The following is a 16,963-nucleotide window of genomic DNA, read 5'->3' as shown; positions in this document are numbered from 1 at the left end:
TCGCAGGCATAAAAAAACCCTGAATCTTGCGATTCAGGGTTTTCGGTATTTGGTGCCCAGAGACGGAATCGAACCGCCGACACGGGGATTTTCAATCCCCTGCTCTACCGACTGAGCTATCTGGGCAACGGGGCGCATTAAAAGGGTTTTTCGGATTTACGTCAACGACTTTTTGAAAATTTCTTAAATTAATTCCGTCGCTTACGAAATCTGCGGGTTATTCGGCCGGCGGCACGTAGCCTTCGGCCTTGGCGTATTCCTCGCCGGAGAAGTACTTGTCCATTTCGCCCTGCAGGTATTTGCGATCTTCGGCGTTCATCATGTTCAGGCGCTTTTCGTTGATCAGCAGGGTCTGGTGTTTCTGCCAGTCGGCCCAGGCCTTGGCCGAGACGTGGTCGAAAATGTCCTGGCCCTTGGCACCCGGGAAAGGGGCGCGTTCCAGCGCGGGCAGTTCTTCTTTGTACTTGCGGCACATTACGGTGCGGGTCATGGCGATTCTCCTGCATTCAAGACGGCGGCCGCGCGTTCGAGCAAGGTCTTGACCGGGGCAGCAAGGCCCAGGCGCGGCGGGGTGGCGAGGTTATACCAGAGCCAGTCGGCCTCGGCCACGTGATGGCTGGCTTCCTGCACCTGAACCAGCCACGGTTCGATGGACAACTGGAAATGGCTGAAGGTGTGAACCAGGCTCGGCAGTGCTTGCTGCTGGCCCATGGTCAGCGAGTGCTGATCGGCCAGATGTTGCAGGTCTTCCAGATCATCCAGCTCCGGCAGGCTCCACAAACCGCCCCACAGTCCCGTCGACGGGCGGCGATAAAGCAGAATCGCACCTTCGCCGTTGGCCAGCATTGGCATCAGCGTGCGTTTCTGCGGGATCGCCTTGCGCGGCTTGGGAATCGGATAACGGGTTTCCAGGCCAAGCATGTGCGCTTCACAGCCACGCTTGAGCGGGCACAGCAGACAGCTCGGCTTGCTGCGCGTGCAGAGTGTCGCGCCAAGATCCATCATCGCCTGGGTGTAGGCGTTGACCCGATCGTGTGGTGTAAAGCGCTCGGCGTTGGCCCACAGCTGCTTGGCGACTTTCGGTTCGCCGGGGTAGCCCTCTTGCGCGGTGAAGCGCGCCAGTACGCGTTTGACGTTGCCGTCGAGGATTGGCGCACGCAGGCCCATGCTGATGCTGGCGATCGCCCCGGCGGTGGACAGGCCGATGCCTGGCAGCTCGGTGAGTTTTTCCACGTCGCGCGGGAATTCGCCAGCGTACTGGCTGACGACGATCTTCGCGGTCTTCTGCAGATTGCGTGCGCGAGTGTAGTAACCCAACCCGGTCCACAGGTGCAGCACCTCGTCTTCCGGCGCTGCGGCCAGCGCTTCGACTGTTGGCAGCGCCGCCATGAAACGCTCGAAATAGTTGAGCACGGTGCTGACCTGAGTCTGCTGCAACATGATCTCGGACACCCAGACCCGGTACGGATTGATGTCCTGCTGCCATGGCAAATCGTGGCGGCCATGGCGGTCGAACCACTCCAGCACCGCCGTGGAAAATTGCTCTGCTGTCATCGCTTGAACAGCCCCTTCAACGCGTCTTTCAATTCCGGGCTGACTTTATCGCCCAGTTTTTCGTCGATTTTCTCGCTGAGCTTGTTGCCAGCCATCTTGCTGGCCACCTGACCGAGACGGTCATTGTCGACGCGGCAGGCCTTGGCGCCCAGTTCCAGCGGGCCACGGCAGCGCAGCGGCCACTCGATGCCGACGAATTTTTCGCCGACCTGACAGGCCGGGTCGGGCATGGCGCTGGTGTCGCCCTCGACGATGATGCCGACGCGGTAGTCCATGCCGAGCACGCGCAGGTCGATGTCGCCGTCACCGTTGACGGTCATGCCGGGGATGCGCACTTTCAGGTCGGGGTTGCTGGCGACGCCGTTGCGCACGGTCAGGTTGCCCTTGAGCTCTTCGAACGGCGTGTCCTTGCCCCGTGGCTCGCCGCTGAGGGATTTGCGATTGAGGGTGGCGATGCCTTTGCACAATTGCTGTTCAAGGTTGGCGTTGAGCAGCACGCCGTTGTTGATGACGAAACTGGCGTTGCCGTTCAGCGTATCGATCAGCGCCTGCTGGCTGTTGCCGCTGCCGGTGAGGCTGCTGGTCAGCGTTACCAGACCTTTGACCGGCGGATTCTTGCCTTGGCTTTCGATGATTTTTTCCGCCGGCACGCGGTTGAGCCGGGTCTGCAGGTTGAGCACCGGCGCGCTTGGGCGCACGTCGAGTGTGCCGTTGGCGACGAAGCCGCCGTTGTACAGATCACCGCTCAGGTTAGTCAGCGTCAGCAAGCCGCCCTGGCCGGTGGCTTTGAGCGCGGCGTTCTGGATCGGCAGTTTGTCGAGGGTCAGTTGGCCGAAGGTCAGGTCGGCATCGACGTCGAGTTTGGCCAGGCGTTCGACCGGCAGCAGACGCTCGGTGCTCCAGGCGGTTTTGCTCGGTTTGTCCGGCAGCGGCGTGGTGCCTGCGACGGCGCCAGCCTCGGTGCTGGCGACTTCGGCCTGACGGGTTTGCGTGGCGTTGTTGGCCTGAGCCGATTTCGGTGGCAGGTAGCGGTCGACGTTGAACGTGTCGGCCTTGAGAATCGCGCGCAGCGATTGTTTGGCGAAGTCCTCGATGGCGATGCGGCCGCTGAAGCTGCTGTCATCGAGTTTCAGGTTGATGTTGTCGAACGACAGGCTGGTCGGAGTGGCCGCAACGCGGCTGACCAGTTCGACCTTGCTCAGGCTGCCTTCGCCCATCGCCGGCAATGTCTGGCCGATGCTGTCGACGAATTTCGCCAGATCGAACTGAGCAATGGAGATGCCGCCGCTGATCTGTGGCGTCTTGTCGAGGTCGTTGGCTTTCAACTCGCCCAGGGCGCGCAACTGGTTGGCGGAAATTTTGATGCCGGTCCATTCGGCGACGTTCGCTGCTTTATCCAGCAATAACTGGCCTTGCGCGGAGAAGGTCATGGTCTTGCCTTGCAGCGGATCGCCAGCGAGTTCGCCGGTCAGCTTCAGGTCTTCGAACTTGTAGCGCTGCAAGGCGCGCTCGAAGCGCAGCTCGCCGTTGAGCTCGGTGCGCACGCGCAGCACCGGTTGGTTGGTGCCAAGGAACGCGGTGGCTTTCACCGGGATATTGGTCGAATCGTGTACCGGGCCGGTGCTCAGTTGAATGCTTTCGGCACTGAACTGCTTGCCGGTCAGCTCATCGGTGTATTCAACGCGGGCGTTGTTGACGGTCAGGCTGTCGATGTCGAGGCGGATCGGTTGCGCCGGTTTTTCCACGGCGACGGTCGGCTCGCTGGCGGTCGCGCCCGGTGTGGCGGGTGGAGTCGAGCCCGGCGCCACAGGCACCTTGCCGATGTCTTCCCAATTGCCGTGGCCGTTCTTGTCGCGGTTCAGGCGCAGGTTGAGGCCTTCGACGCGCACGTCGCTCATCTGCACTTCGCGGCGCAACAACGGCAGCACGCGCACGGACAGGCCGAGCATCTGCAAGTCGGCAAACGGTTCGGCAGGCTTGGCCAGGGTGGCGACGCTGGCTTCGTGCAGTTCCAGACCAAGCCACGGGAACAGGCTCCAGCCGATATCGCCATTGAGCGTCAGCTCGATGTGGGCCTTGTCGCGGGCTATCTGGCGGATCTCGTCTTTGTAGTCGTTGGGATCGAAGAGGTGGGTCAGGGCAAAACCTGCCGCCACAATGATCAGCAACAGCCCGAGAAGTACCAGACCCAGGATTTTGCCGAACGCTTTCATGGGCGAGTCCTTGTAGTTAGTCGAATTGGTCATATGGCCGGGGAGTATAGCGCTGCCGGCACCCGGTTCGGTGTGGCGTCATCTGCCGAGGGTCGGCGGCGGCACCTGCAACTTCACCACAGGGCCTGCGCTTGAGGATGCCCGGCGGGCGCCAGTGGGTGCAATCCGGCCCCCGCTTGCGACGCCATTTTTTGCGCTTGGTTCACCAGTCGTTCAGTCACGCCCAGGCGACGGGTAACTTTTCACACGCATAAATGGGACAAGTAGCAAACGGCGTGGTGCCTTTGCAGACGCGGGGTTGGCAGCTTCCCGAGTCGTACGAGAACAGATGACTTGAAAAAAGGTGATATCAGTTTGGTTTTTCTGTCACCTGAGAATGGTAACCTTCGCCAGTTCGTCCGCCCGTCTGCGACTTAACGTCGCGCCTTCAAGGAGCTTCACCTTAAAAAAACGGTCATGCCTGCGTGCATAAGGCCGAGGGTGAGCAGTGGCTGGCGAACCATACTAACAATTGGGGGATACACAATGAGCACGAGCATCACGGCGGACGGCCTCAAAGCCGACCAGCCTGCGTTCCTGTCCAAGGAACGCATCATCGCCAAGCCCGGTTTCAACCGCTGGCTGGTTCCACCGGCCGCTTTGGCCATTCACCTGTGCATCGGCATGGCCTACGGTTTCTCGGTGTTCTGGTTGCCGCTGTCCAAGGCACTTGGCGTTACCGCGCCGGTGGCTTGCGCGCCGGACATGAGCTTCATCGCACAGGTATTTTCGTCGAACTGCGACTGGCCGATCTCCATGCTCGGCTGGATCTACACGCTGTTCTTCATCTTCCTCGGCTGCTCGGCAGCGATCTGGGGTGGCTGGCTGGAGCACGCCGGTCCTCGTAAAGCGGGCGTGGTCTCGGCCTTGTGCTGGTGCGGCGGTCTGCTGATTTCCGCGCTGGGTATCTATACCCACCAGATCTGGCTGATGTGGATCGGCTCCGGCGTGATCGGCGGTATCGGTCTGGGCCTGGGCTATATCTCGCCGGTGTCGACCCTGATCAAGTGGTTCCCGGACAAGCGCGGCATGGCGACCGGCATGGCGATCATGGGCTTCGGTGGCGGCGCGATGGTCGGTGCACCACTGGCGACTGCACTGATGAGCCACTTCGCATCGCCAGAAGGCGTGGGCGTATGGCAGAGCTTCGTGGCCATGGCGGCCATTTACTTCGTGTTCATGATCGGTGGCGCACTGTCCTACCGCGTGCCGCCAACCGGCTGGAAACCTGAAGGCTGGACCGCTCCGGCGAAGAAAGCTTCCAACGCGATGATCACCAACCGTCACGTCCACGTGAACGTAGCGTGGAAAACCCCGCAATTCCGTCTGGTCTGGCTGGTGCTGTGCCTGAACGTGTCGGCGGGTATCGGTATCCTCGGCATGGCTTCGCCACTGTTGCAGGAAGTGTTCGGCGGCAAACTGCTGGGCGTCGATGTACCGTTCGGTCAGCTCGACGCTGGCCAACTGGCCTCGATCGCGGCGATCGCAGCGGGCTTCACCGGTCTGCTGAGCCTGTTCAACATCGGTGGCCGCTTCTTCTGGGCTTCGTTCTCGGACTACCTGGGGCGCAAGAACACTTACTTCGTGTTCTTCGCGCTGGGTTTTGCCCTGTACGCGCTGATTCCGAACATGGGCCATCTGGGCAACGTTGCGCTGTTCGTGGCGGCGTTCTGCATCATCCTGTCGATGTACGGCGGTGGTTTTGCCACCGTTCCGGCGTATCTGGCCGACCTGTTCGGTACACAGATGGTCGGTGCGATCCACGGTCGTCTGCTGACTGCCTGGGCGGCTGCCGGCGTGCTCGGTCCGGTGCTGGTGAACTACCTGCGTGAGTATCAGTTGAGCATCGGCGTGGAACGCGCTGCCGCTTACGACATCACCCTGTACATCCTCGCCGGCCTGCTGGTGCTGGGCTTCCTGTGCAATCTGATGGTCCGTCCGGTGGCCGACAAGTACTTCATGACCGACGCCGAACTGGCTGCCGAACAGGCACTGGGCCACGACAAGGGTGCTGATGCCAGCACCGTTCTGGAGTGGAAAGCGGCGCCGGGCACCAAGCCTCTGGCGATCGCTGCCTGGCTGGTGGTGGGTATTCCGCTGGCGTGGGGTGTGTGGGTGACCCTGCAGAAGACGGCGGTACTGTTTCACTAAGGTGTTAGCTGAATAAACACCGAACCTGTGGGAGCGAGCCTGCTCGCGAAGACGGAGCACCAGTCAACATCAATGTTGGCTGGCGTGCCGCATTCGCGAGCAGGCTCGCTCCCACATTTGTTTATGGCATGCCTGTACTGGCTTGTATGGACATGTCTACCCGCGACAGCCGGGCGTTCTATCCGTCAGGCATCTCACCTCTCGTGTTTCTGTTTGCCTCCTGCGTGCCTATAATGGCTGCCTTTTTCGCCCAATGATTTTGCGGAGCTGGTGATGGCCGAACGTAAGGCGTCTGTCGAGCGCGACACTCTGGAAACCCAGATCAAAGCCTCGATCAACCTTGATGGCACCGGAAAGGCCCGATTCGATATCGGTGTACCTTTTCTTGAGCACATGCTGGACCAGATCGCCCGTCACGGGCTGATCGACCTGGATATTGTCAGCAAGGGCGACCTGCATATCGACGACCACCATACGGTGGAAGACGTCGGTATCACCCTCGGCCAGGCGTTTGCCAAAGCCATCGGCGACAAAAAAGGCATCCGTCGCTACGGCCATGCCTACGTGCCGCTCGATGAAGCGCTGTCGCGCGTGGTGATCGATTTCTCCGGTCGCCCGGGCCTGCAGATGCACGTGCCGTACACCCGCGCTACCGTCGGCGGTTTCGACGTTGACCTGTTCCAGGAGTTTTTCCAGGGCTTCGTCAACCACGCGCTGGTCAGCGTGCACATCGACAACCTGCGCGGCACCAACACCCACCACCAGATCGAAACCGTGTTCAAGGCTTTCGGCCGCGCACTGCGCATGGCCGTCGAGCTGGACGAGCGCATGGCCGGGCAAATGCCGTCGACCAAAGGCGTTCTGTAATGCAGACGGTTGCAGTTATCGACTACGGCATGGGCAATCTGCACTCGGTGGCCAAGGCTCTTGAGCACGTCGGCGCCGGCAAGGTGCTGATCACCAGCGATGCGAACGTGATTCGCGAAGCCGATCGCGTGGTTTTCCCGGGCGTTGGCGCGATTCGCGATTGCATGGCGGAGATCCGTCGCCTCGGCTTCGACTCGCTGGTCCGTGAGGTCAGCCAGGATCGGCCGTTCCTCGGCATCTGTGTCGGCATGCAAGCCCTGCTCGATACCAGCGAAGAGAACGCCGGCGTCGACTGCATCGGCCTGTTTCCGGGCGCGGTGAAATTCTTCGGCAAGGATCTGCACGAAGATGGCGAGCACCTGAAGGTCCCGCACATGGGCTGGAACGAGGTGAAGCAGAACATCAGTCACCCGCTGTGGCATGACATCCCGGATCTGGCGCGTTTCTACTTCGTGCACAGCTATTACATCGCCGCCGCCAACGCGCGGCAGGTGGTGGGCAGCGGTCATTACGGTGTCGATTTTGCCGCAGCGCTGGCCGATGGCTCGCGTTTCGCCGTGCAGTTCCACCCGGAGAAAAGCCATACCCACGGCCTGCAACTGCTGCAGAACTTCGCTGCGTGGGACGGTCGCTGGTAAATGGCTGTCAAGAAATCCAGACCGCCGATTCTGACCCTCACTCCCGAGCAGGAGAGCGAGGCCAGTCGCAAGATTCAGCGGTTCATGGAAGACCGTTTCGAACTGGATCTGGGTTCGTTCGAGGCGGCGGAAATTCTTGAGCTGTTTACCCGCGAGATTGCTCCGCACTATTACAACAGGGCGATTTTCGATGTGCAGACCCACCTCAAGGAACGGTTTGAAAGCATCGAAAGCGACCTGTGGGCGCTCGAGAAAAACTGATTCCCGAGCCAAGCTGAACATTCCAATTTTAAGGTTTGCCAGATGCTGATTATTCCCGCTATCGATCTCAAAGACGGTGCCTGCGTACGTCTGCGCCAGGGCCGCATGGAAGATTCCACGGTGTTCTCCGATGACCCGGTGAGCATGGCTGCCAAGTGGGTAGAGGGCGGTTGCCGCCGTCTGCATCTGGTCGACCTCAACGGCGCGTTCGAAGGCCAGCCGGTCAACGGCGAAGTGGTCACCGCGATCGCCAAGCGCTACCCGACCCTGCCGATCCAGATCGGTGGCGGCATCCGTTCCCTGGAAACCATTGAGCATTACGTCAAGGCCGGCGTCAGCTACGTGATCATCGGCACCAAAGCCGTAAAAGATCCGGCGTTCGTTGCTGAAGCCTGCCGTGCGTTTCCGGGCAAGATCATTGTCGGTCTGGATGCCAAAGACGGTTTCGTCGCCACCGACGGCTGGGCTGAGATCAGCACCGTGCAGGTCATTGACCTGGCCAAGCAGTTCGAAGCCGACGGCGTGTCCTCGATCGTTTATACCGACATCGCCAAAGACGGCATGATGCAGGGCTGCAACGTACCGTTCACCGCTGCGCTGGCCGCTGCCACCAGGATTCCGGTGATCGCTTCCGGCGGCATCCATAACCTGGGTGACATCAAGTCGCTGCTCGACGCCAAGGCACCGGGCATCATCGGCGCGATTACCGGCCGGGCGATCTACGAAGGCACTCTCGACGTCGCCGAAGCGCAAGCTTTCTGCGATTCGTACCAAGGCTGAGGACTGACCATGGCGCTGGCCAAACGCATCATCCCTTGCCTGGACGTGGACAACGGCCGGGTCGTCAAAGGTGTGAAGTTCGAGAACATCCGCGACGCCGGTGACCCGGTGGAAATCGCCCGTCGCTACGACGAGCAGGGCGCCGACGAGATTACCTTTCTCGACATCACCGCCAGCGTCGATGGTCGTGACACTACGCTGCATACCGTCGAGCGCATGGCCAGCCAGGTGTTCATTCCGCTGACCGTCGGCGGTGGTGTGCGTACCGTGCAGGACATCCGCAACCTGCTCAATGCCGGTGCGGACAAGGTGTCGATCAACACCGCTGCCGTGTTCAACCCCGAGTTCGTCGGCGAAGCCGCGCAGCATTTCGGCTCGCAGTGCATCGTCGTTGCCATCGACGCCAAGAAAGTCTCCGGTGCCGGCGAAACCCCGCGCTGGGAAATCTTCACCCACGGCGGGCGCAAGCCGACCGGCCTCGACGCGGTCGAGTGGGCGAAGAAAATGGAAGGCCTCGGTGCTGGCGAAATCCTCCTGACCAGCATGGATCAGGACGGCATGAAAAACGGCTTCGACCTCGGCGTGACCCGCGCCATCAGCGACGCGCTGGGCATTCCGGTGATCGCTTCCGGTGGCGTCGGCAATTTGCAGCATCTGGCCGACGGCATTCTCGAAGGCCATGCCAGTGCGGTGCTGGCGGCAAGTATTTTCCACTTCGGCGAATACACCGTGCAGGAAGCCAAGGCCTACATGTCGCATCGCGGCATCGTCATGCGCTAAAGCGTACAGGCCAGTGGACAGCATGGCGCGCCCAAGGCACTCTTGGGCACGCCATGGATTCCGGTAGCCCGACATGATCAAACGCCTGCTTGTTGTTCTCGCCAGCGCCTCGTTGTTGTTCATCAGCAATGCCCGGGCCGAAACCAGTCCCGACACCGATCTGGTGCTGCTCACCGAGAACTTCCCGCCGTACAACATGGCGAAGAACGGCAAGAATTTCGCCCAGGGCGACAACATCAACGGCATTGCCACGGACATCGTTCGCGAGATGTTCCAGCGCGCCGGCCTCACTTACAGCCTGACTCTGCGTTTCCCCTGGGAGCGTGTCTACAAACTCGCCCTGGAGAATCCCGGCTACGGGGCCTTCGTCATGGCGCGCCTGCCCGATCGCGAAAGACTGTTCAAATGGGTCGGCCCGATCGGCCCGGATGACTGGATTCTGCTGGCCAAGGCTGACAGCAAGATCACCCTCGAGACCCTCAACGACGCGCGCAAATACAAGATCGGCGCCTACAAGGGTGACGCGATTGCCGAGACACTCACCAAGCAAGGCCTCAAACCAGTGGTGGTGCTGCGCGATCAGGACAACGCTAAAAAGCTGCTCAATGGCCAGATCGATCTGTGGGCCACGGGTGATCCTGCCGGCCGTTATCTGGCACGGCAGGATGGCGTGACCGGTCTGAAGACCGTGCTGCGCTTCAACAGCGCCGAGTTGTACCTGGCGCTGAACAAGGATGTTTCCGATGAGGTGGTCAACAGGCTACAGACCGCGCTGGATCAGTTGCGCAAGGAAGGCGTGGTCGATGAAATCATGGCGCGCTATCTGTAACGGCTGACTCCTCTGGCTCTGGCAGGGAGGCGCTGATTTCGCCCTCGGTCGCAGGCGCAAGCACAGTCTGATCTTCGACCGCCTCTGGCTCCGAAGCGACGATGATTGCAGGCTCGGTGGGTGCGTACTGGCTGATGTGCAGGCTATTGCCATCGGTGTAGCTGAAACCTTCCGTCACTGACGTACCGTCTGCGCGCACCAGGCTGTATTCGCTCTGCGCCAGATAAGCCGCCACGGAGCGGTTTTTGTCCACCACCGCAATCACTTCGATGGTCGCTGTATTGAGCCATTCATTCGAATGCAGTTCGCATTGGGTGAAATCGTGGCCCAGCCGTGCGGAAAACATCAGCGCGCCGTGCTGACGGGTTTGCCATTGGGCGCCGAATTCGATGGATGTGGTCTGGGTGAAAGTACGCAAGCCGCCAGTACGCTGGGCACGAGGCGCGTTCCATCTGAATATCTGGCTGTCGTTGCCACTGTTGCGTGCGTGACCGACGAGGATGTAGCGATCCTTGCGTTCAAGCAGATAGAAGGGCGAGTGACGCCATTGCTCAGCGGCGGTGTAACGCGGATCGTTGACCGTGAACCAGGGGAGGCTGGCGGTGTAAGTCGCATCGTCCGTTGCCTCTACAGGTGTTGGCGTCTCGCCGCACAGCACCGGTGGCGATGGGCGTGTAGACATCTGCAGGCCGATCTGCAAGCGCAAGCAGTAGACCGGGAAACTGGCCGGTCGGGTGTAGTCACTCAGGCTGAAAAAACTGCCCGATGCCAAGTAGACTTCGCCCGGCAAAGCGGCTGGAGGAACGGCGCTCCAGGTGCTGACGCGCTGTCGGGCCTTGCTGCCCTTGTCGTCCCAGAGCAGATCGGTGGTATTCGACGCGATCACCAGGTCTTCGCGAACGCAGCGCACCGCGTTGAGCGACGGTTTTTCATGATCGTTCGAGCACACCGACCCCAGCGCTACGTAGCCTGCGGGAGCTAGCGGTCGCCAGATCGACAGATCTCTTTTCGAGCCTGATCCGGAGTCCTTCCAGACCAGCTCGTAATCATCGGGACGTCGCAGTGCCCTGCCTTTGGTGGGGTCAGTGCTGGCAATGTCTGCCTCACAAACAACCGCGACCACGCGTTCACCGTTGATGTTGCCAACGCCTCTGGTGACGAAGTCGCCCAAGGGGAAATAACCGGGCAGCGCGTCGGGAGCCGGGGTCGGGCGCCAGAACGACGCGGGTCTGGCCGACAAACCGGTGGTATCCCAGATGCGCAGAAATTCTGTTGTGAAGTTGATCAGCAGGTTATCGATGCGGATCGGTTCAGTCCGTCCAACGGGCGGGACAATCGGGGCATTGCTTGTCATGGGCACTCCTGATAGTTGAAAGCGACTCAAAGGAGCCGCGACCTGTTGCAGGTCTCACTATCCGGAAGGGGGAGGGTCGTTCGGTGGTAACTATGTATTGCAACGTGATCGGGTTTTACCGGTAAACGCCGTCCTTGCCATGCCCGGCCATGGCGCGGTTGCTGCGCACGCTGATCATCTGCCTGATATCGATCCAGTCGATGCCTTGCGCTTTGAGTCTGGGTAATTCGCGCTCCAGCACCGCCAGGGTCTGCGGATACGGATGGCCGATCATCACCGCTGAGCCCTGTTTGTGCGCCAGGGTGATCGCGGTCTGCAACTGATTGGCAATGGCCGCTTCGGTGCGCTCATCATCGAGAAACACGTCTCTGGAAACGCTGGCCAGATCGATTTTCTGCGCCTGCTGCGCAGCGACCGTTTGAGCGCTGGTGCGGCTGTCGACGAAGAACTTGTGCCGACGCTGCAATTCGCCCATCAACCACGCCATGGCCGCAGGCTGCGCGGTCATGCGGCTGCCCATGTGATTGTTGATGCCGGCGGTGAACGGGACTTTTTCAAACGCGGCATTCAGGCGTTTCTGCAGCTCTTCGATGGGCAGCTCGGGGTGCCAGGCGTACGGCCCGGTGGCCGGATCCATGGGCATGTGCAGGATGACGATCTTGCCGGCGCGATGGGCTTCGCGGGCAAATTCGGTGGCGTGGGGGGTGTCGGGCATGATCGCCGCCGTGACCGGGCCGGGCAGGGCGAGCACGCGACGATCCCGGGGCAGGTTCTGCCCCAGGTCATCGATGATCAATGTCAGGTAGGCTTTGTGCGGCGAGGAGCTGGCGGACTCTGCTTGGGCAAAGCCCGCCAGACAGCACAACAGGACGCAGAGTGCGCGGAGCAACATCCTCAGCGGCCGGAGGTGATGCTCAGGCCTTTGAGCAGGCTCAGGGCCTGGGCCAGCTGGTAATCGTCATCCTGCGGCATCGCTTTGGCCTTGCCGCCGGAACCGCTCGGTTTGTCGGCGCCGCCGTTGCCGTTGCCCAAATGACCTTGCAGATCGGCTTCCTTGAAGTATTCGCTGTCGGCTTCGTTGGTGATCTTCGCGCGGCGCACTTCGATGTCCGGCACGATGCCCTGAGCCTGGATCGAGCGGCCGTTCGGCGTGAAGTACAGCGCGGTGGTGATCTTCAGCGCGCGGTCGTTGTTCAGCGGCAGCACGGTCTGCACCGAACCCTTGCCGAAACTGGTGGTGCCCATGACCACGGCACGCTTCTGGTCCTGCAGGGCGCCGGCGACGATTTCCGAAGCCGAGGCACTGCCACCGTTGATCAGCACGACCATCGGCACCGCTTCGCTTTCGTCCTTGCCGGTGGCGGAGAAGCGCAATTCGGAGTTGGCAATGCGGCCCTTGGTGTAGACGATCAGGCCTTTGGTGATGAAGTGGTCGACCACTTCCACTGCCGATTGCAGTACGCCGCCCGGATTGTTGCGCAGGTCGAGAATGATGCCGTTGAGCTTCTTGCCGTTGTCCTTGCGCAGTTTGGCCAGAGCCTTGGAGACTTCTTCGCCGGTCTTGACCTGGAACTGGGTGATGCGGATGTAGCCGTAGCCCGATTCCAGCAGTTGCGCCTTGACGCTTTTCACCTGAATCACTGCACGGGCCAGGGTCACGTCGAACGGTGTGCCGCCATCGCGAACCAGGGTCAGGGTGATTTTCTGGCCGATCTTGCCGCGCATCTTGTCGACGGCTTCGGTCATGGTCTGGCCGCGGGTTGGCTGGCCGTTGATCTTGACGATGAAGTCGCCAGCCTGAATGCCGGCCTTCGACGCCGGGGTGTCGTCGATCGGCGAGACAACCTTGATGAAGCCGTCTTCGGCGCCGACTTCGATGCCCAGGCCGCCGAATTCACCGCTGGTGCTTTCCTGCAATTCGGTGAAGTCTTCCGGGCCAAGGTAGGCCGAATGCGGATCGAGGTTGCTGAGCATGCCCTTGATCGCGTTTTCCAGCAGGGTCTTGTCGTCCACAGGTTCGACGTACGCGGCTTTGATCCGGTCCATGACCTCGGCGAAGGTGCGCAGCTCTTCCAGCGGCAACGGCGCCTTGGCGGTCGCGGCAGTGCCTGCCGGAGCGACGGTCGGGGCCGGTTGCGCGGCGAACGCCAGAGGCGCGCCGATCACCAGGGCGATCGTCAGGGCCAGCGAGGTAAGGCGGGACAAATGCAGCATGTCGAACGAACTCCTGAATTAGATGGTGCGCTTATCCTTGCGCACGACACCATTGCGCCGGATCACTCGGGTGACCCTGCTGACGAATTGCGAAATACAGCGCTGGCGTGTCCTGACCGCCACTGTTACCGACAGTGGAAATCGACTCGCCAGCCTTGACCACATCACCCGCCGACTTGAGCAGCGTCTGGTTGTGGCCGTAAAGACTCAGAAAACCGTTGCCGTGATCGAGAATTACCAGCAAACCGGCACCGCGCAGCCAGTCGGCAAACACCACGCGCCCACCGTGTACGGCGTGCACCTGGCTGCCGGCGGAAGCGCTGATCATCACGCCATCCCACTTGGTGCGGGCGTCGTCGCCACGGCTTTCACCGAAGCGCGCGAGTAATCGACCATCAACCGGCCACGGAAGTTTTCCCCGGGTTGCAGCAAAAGGCCCGCCAAACGTTTCGCCGCTGCTCGATACCAGCGCGCCGGGGCTTGATCTGGCGGGTTTTCGTGGGGCGTCGCTGTTATCAGCCTGCGCCTCACGCAAACGCTTTTTTTCCGCTTCCTGCTGGGCGATCAGCGCTTTCTGCCGCGCTTCTTCTGCCTCACGAGCCTGACGGGCCAGGGTTTCTTCAATGGTTTTAAGGACTTTAGACAGGTCTGCCTGATCCTGCTCGCGGGCGGCGAGTTTCTGGTCGCGGGCCTTGACGTCGTCATTGAGTCTGGCGAGAACCTGCTGGCGCTCCTTGCGGACTTTCTCGAGTGCTTCGCGCTGAGTGTCGAGGTCGCTTTTCTGCACCAGCAACTGCGCTTGCTGCAGGCCGATGTCTTTTTCGACATTGGCCAACTGGCGCAGGGTTTCGTTGAAGTTCTTCAACTGCTCCAGGCGTGCCTGGCTCAGGTAGTCGTAATAGGTGAGGGTGCGGGCGAACTTCTCGGGGTTCTGCTGATTGAGCAGCAGCTTGAGGTATTCCTGGCGGCCGTTCTGGTACGCCGCTCGGGCCTGAATGGCGATCAGTCGCTGCTGTTCAGTGCGCGCGCTCTGGAGTTTTTTTTTCTCTGCATCGAGCCGCTGTAGCTCGGATTCGCTTTTCTGCAGTTCTTTCTGCAGCGCGTCGACCTGCTTCTGCAGCTTGCCCATCTCGGTTTCAGTGCCCTTGAGCTCTTTCTGCACGCCGGACTTTTCTTCCTGCAGCTTGCCCAAGAGTTTTTTCAGCTCGGCGATATCCTGACGCGTGGCGTCCAACTGCTGTTGGGTTTGCGCGCGCTCGTCGGCGAAGGCCGGCTGGAGCAGACAGGTCAGAGCAAGGGCGATCAGGACGCGAAGCATAGGGGCGGGCGGCACCAGGGTAAGGGACGGCCTAGTATGCCCGCCCGAGGCTGCAAAAAAAACGCCCAATTGGGGCTGTGTGATAACTGGCCAGAAAAACACTGCACACCAATGCAGGAGTGACCTGTGGCGAGGGGATTTATCCCCGTTCGGCTGCGCAGCAGTCGTAAAACCAGCACATGCGGTGTACCAGAGACACCGTGGTGTTCGATTTCAGGGCGGCTGCGTCACCCAGCGGGGCGGTGCGACGGTTCGCTAAATCCCCTCGCCACAAAGTCATTTGCAACAGGTTTCGCCGTTTTCTGGATTCGCGTTACACCAGGATCGAAGTCCCGGTCATCTCCGCCGGTTTTTCCAGACCCAGCAGCATCAGCATGGTCGGCGCTACGTCCGCCAGCACGCCGCCTTCGCGCACTTTCAGGTCGCGTTTGCCGACGTAGATGAACGGCACCGGCTCGGTGGTGTGCGCGGTGTGCGCCTGACCGGTGGATTCATCGGCCATTTGCTCGACGTTGCCGTGGTCAGCGGTGATCAGTGCTTCGCCGCCGACCTTTTCCAGCGCCTCGACGATGCGACCGACGCAGGTGTCGAGGCACTCGACCGCCTTGACCGCCGCGTCGAAGACACCGCTGTGGCCGACCATGTCGCCGTTGGCGTAGTTGACCACGATCACGTCGTAGCGCTGGTTTTCGATGGCGTCGACGATACGGTCAGTGACTTCCGGGGCGCTCATTTCCGGCTGCAAGTCATAAGTCGCGACTTTCGGCGACGGGATCAGGATGCGCTCTTCGCCCGGGAACGGTTCTTCACGACCGCCGGAGAAGAAGAAGGTCACGTGGGCGTATTTTTCGGTTTCAGCGATGCGCAGCTGGGTCTTGCCGTTTTTCGCCAGATAATCACCAAGAACGTTTTCCAGGCTGCCGGCAGCGAAGGCCGACGGTGCCGGAATGCTTGCGGCGTACTGGGTCAGCATGACGAAACCGGCCAGTTTTGGCTGGCGGGCGCGCGCAAATTCCTTGAAATCGTCTTCGACGAACACGCGGGTCAGCTCGCGGGCGCGGTCGGCACGGAAGTTCATGAACACCACGGCGTCGCCGTCTTCAACTTTTACCGGATCACCGATGGAAGTGGCTTTGACGAATTCGTCGCTCTCGCCACGGGCGTAAGCGGCTTCCAGACCTTCCTGCGCGGTGGCGGCGTTGAATTCGCCGTTGCCGTCGACGATCAGGTTGTAGGCCTGGGCGACGCGATCCCAACGGTTGTCACGGTCCATGGCGAAATAGCGGCCGATGATGCTGGCGATCCGGCCTTTGCCGAGGGCCTGGAAAGTCGCGTCGAGCAGTTCGATCGACGAAGCGGCGCTTTTCGGCGGCGTGTCGCGGCCATCGAGGAAGGCGTGCAGGTAGATTTTTTCAGCGCCGCGCTTGAAGGCCAGTTCGGCCATGGCGATCAGGTGATCCTGGTGGCTGTGCACGCCGCCATCGGACAGCAGGCCCATGAAATGCACGGCTTTTCCGGCGGCCACGGCTTTATCCACAGCGGCGCAGATGGTGGGGTTTTCGAAGAATTCGCCGTCGCGGATCGCTTTGGTCACACGGGTGAAGTCCTGATACACCACGCGCCCGGCGCCGAGGTTCATGTGGCCGACTTCGGAGTTGCCCATCTGGCCGTCCGGCAGGCCGACGTCCATGCCGCTGCCCGAAATCAAGCCGTTCGGCACCGTGGCCCACAGACGATCCAGCACAGGTTTCTTCGCCGCGAACACGGCATTGGATTCGGGGCTGTCGCTGTGACCGAAGCCGTCGAGAATCATCAGGACCAAAGGTTTGGGCGTAGTCGTCATGGAATCCACTCGTGGCTGATAAAGAAGAGGGCGATGGAAAACGGAGTTGGAGTTTAAAGCGAAGTTCCGACCGCGTCACCGCCGGACGGGGTTTGGCCGACCATAGTGGCTGTGTATACTGG

15 protein-coding genes, 1 tRNA gene and 1 pseudogene are annotated in these 16,963 nt (G+C 61.0%); 7 read left to right on the top strand and 10 right to left on the bottom strand.

The features are described from left to right. Positions 1 to 50 precede the first annotated feature (50 nt). The 5 genes and pseudogenes from D8U70_RS13230 to D8U70_RS27995 form a co-directional block, all read right to left on the bottom strand. Positions 51 to 126, bottom strand: a tRNA-Phe gene (locus D8U70_RS13230). Between the two features lie 91 nt (positions 127 to 217). Next, the gene (locus D8U70_RS13225; RefSeq protein ID WP_016772129.1) at positions 218 to 490 is read right to left on the bottom strand and encodes an oxidative damage protection protein; all 273 of its coding nucleotides are present in this window, start codon (positions 488 to 490) and stop codon (positions 218 to 220) included. Next, on the bottom strand, positions 487 to 1,554 hold the full coding sequence (mutY, locus tag D8U70_RS13220; protein WP_039756580.1) for an A/G-specific adenine glycosylase: 1,068 nt from the start codon (positions 1,552 to 1,554) through the stop codon (positions 487 to 489). The genes D8U70_RS13225 and mutY overlap by 4 nt, the downstream gene beginning before the upstream one ends. Beyond that, positions 1,551 to 3,767: an AsmA family protein gene (locus D8U70_RS13215; RefSeq protein ID WP_130929053.1), complete on the bottom strand. Its 2,217-nt coding sequence runs from the start codon at positions 3,765 to 3,767 to the stop codon at positions 1,551 to 1,553. The genes mutY and D8U70_RS13215 overlap by 4 nt, the downstream gene beginning before the upstream one ends. 78 nt (positions 3,768 to 3,845) lie before the next feature. Continuing rightward, a pseudogene (locus tag D8U70_RS27995) lies at positions 3,846 to 4,060 on the bottom strand (acetyl-CoA sensor PanZ family protein); the annotation flags it as partial. Positions 4,061 to 4,292: 232 nt separating this feature from the next. On the opposite strand from D8U70_RS27995, the gene D8U70_RS13205 reads away from it, so the two are divergent. From D8U70_RS13205 to D8U70_RS13170, 7 genes are all read left to right on the top strand, one after another. Further along, the gene (locus D8U70_RS13205) at positions 4,293 to 5,957 is read left to right on the top strand and encodes an OFA family MFS transporter (protein ID WP_016772126.1); all 1,665 of its coding nucleotides are present in this window, start codon (positions 4,293 to 4,295) and stop codon (positions 5,955 to 5,957) included. Between the two features lie 273 nt (positions 5,958 to 6,230). Continuing rightward, positions 6,231 to 6,824 (top strand): imidazoleglycerol-phosphate dehydratase HisB, encoded by a 594-nt coding sequence (hisB, locus tag D8U70_RS13195; protein ID WP_130929052.1) that lies wholly within the window; start codon positions 6,231 to 6,233, stop codon positions 6,822 to 6,824. Then, entirely contained in the window at positions 6,824 to 7,462 is a 639-nt protein-coding gene (hisH, locus tag D8U70_RS13190; protein WP_016772124.1) for an imidazole glycerol phosphate synthase subunit HisH, read from the top strand. Before hisB ends, hisH begins: the two co-directional genes overlap by 1 nt. After that, on the top strand, positions 7,463 to 7,723 hold the full coding sequence (locus tag D8U70_RS13185; protein ID WP_122705184.1) for a DUF2164 domain-containing protein: 261 nt from the start codon (positions 7,463 to 7,465) through the stop codon (positions 7,721 to 7,723). Between the two features lie 42 nt (positions 7,724 to 7,765). Then, positions 7,766 to 8,503 (top strand): 1-(5-phosphoribosyl)-5-[(5-phosphoribosylamino)methylideneamino]imidazole-4-carboxamide isomerase, encoded by a 738-nt coding sequence (gene hisA / locus D8U70_RS13180; RefSeq protein WP_056787231.1) that lies wholly within the window; start codon positions 7,766 to 7,768, stop codon positions 8,501 to 8,503. Positions 8,504 to 8,512: 9 nt separating this feature from the next. After that, a complete protein-coding gene (gene hisF, locus D8U70_RS13175) occupies positions 8,513 to 9,283 on the top strand; it encodes an imidazole glycerol phosphate synthase subunit HisF (protein WP_130929051.1) in 771 nt (256 codons plus the stop codon). 73 nt (positions 9,284 to 9,356) lie between these two features. Next, on the top strand, positions 9,357 to 10,112 hold the full coding sequence (locus D8U70_RS13170) for an ABC transporter substrate-binding protein (RefSeq protein WP_130929050.1): 756 nt from the start codon (positions 9,357 to 9,359) through the stop codon (positions 10,110 to 10,112). Here D8U70_RS13170 and D8U70_RS13165 read toward each other — a convergent pair. The 5 genes from D8U70_RS13165 to gpmI all read right to left on the bottom strand — a co-directional run bounded on the left by D8U70_RS13165 (position 10,093) and on the right by gpmI (position 16,841). Further along, positions 10,093 to 11,466 carry a Vps62-related protein gene (locus tag D8U70_RS13165; protein ID WP_130929049.1) on the bottom strand — a complete coding sequence of 458 codons (1,374 nt, stop codon included), beginning with the start codon at positions 11,464 to 11,466 and terminating at the stop codon, positions 10,093 to 10,095. The genes D8U70_RS13170 and D8U70_RS13165 overlap by 20 nt on opposite strands. 115 nt (positions 11,467 to 11,581) lie before the next feature. Further along, a complete protein-coding gene (locus D8U70_RS13160; RefSeq protein ID WP_130929048.1) occupies positions 11,582 to 12,358 on the bottom strand; it encodes a divergent polysaccharide deacetylase family protein in 777 nt (258 codons plus the stop codon). A gap of 2 nt (positions 12,359 to 12,360) precedes the next feature. Further along, the gene (locus tag D8U70_RS13155; RefSeq protein WP_039756590.1) at positions 12,361 to 13,680 is read right to left on the bottom strand and encodes a S41 family peptidase; all 1,320 of its coding nucleotides are present in this window, start codon (positions 13,678 to 13,680) and stop codon (positions 12,361 to 12,363) included. Between the two features lie 31 nt (positions 13,681 to 13,711). After that, on the bottom strand, positions 13,712 to 14,998 hold the full coding sequence (locus D8U70_RS13150) for a murein hydrolase activator EnvC (protein ID WP_016772118.1): 1,287 nt from the start codon (positions 14,996 to 14,998) through the stop codon (positions 13,712 to 13,714). 313 nt (positions 14,999 to 15,311) lie between these two features. Beyond that, on the bottom strand, positions 15,312 to 16,841 hold the full coding sequence (gene gpmI, locus D8U70_RS13145; protein WP_130929047.1) for a 2,3-bisphosphoglycerate-independent phosphoglycerate mutase: 1,530 nt from the start codon (positions 16,839 to 16,841) through the stop codon (positions 15,312 to 15,314). Positions 16,842 to 16,963: the final 122 nt, after the last annotated feature.

This window comes from Pseudomonas sp. Sample_20 (genome assembly GCF_004307585.1).
Taxonomy (GTDB): Bacteria; Pseudomonadota; Gammaproteobacteria; order Pseudomonadales; family Pseudomonadaceae; genus Aquipseudomonas; species Aquipseudomonas atacamensis.
This window is presented reverse-complemented; position numbering and strand designations above follow the sequence as displayed.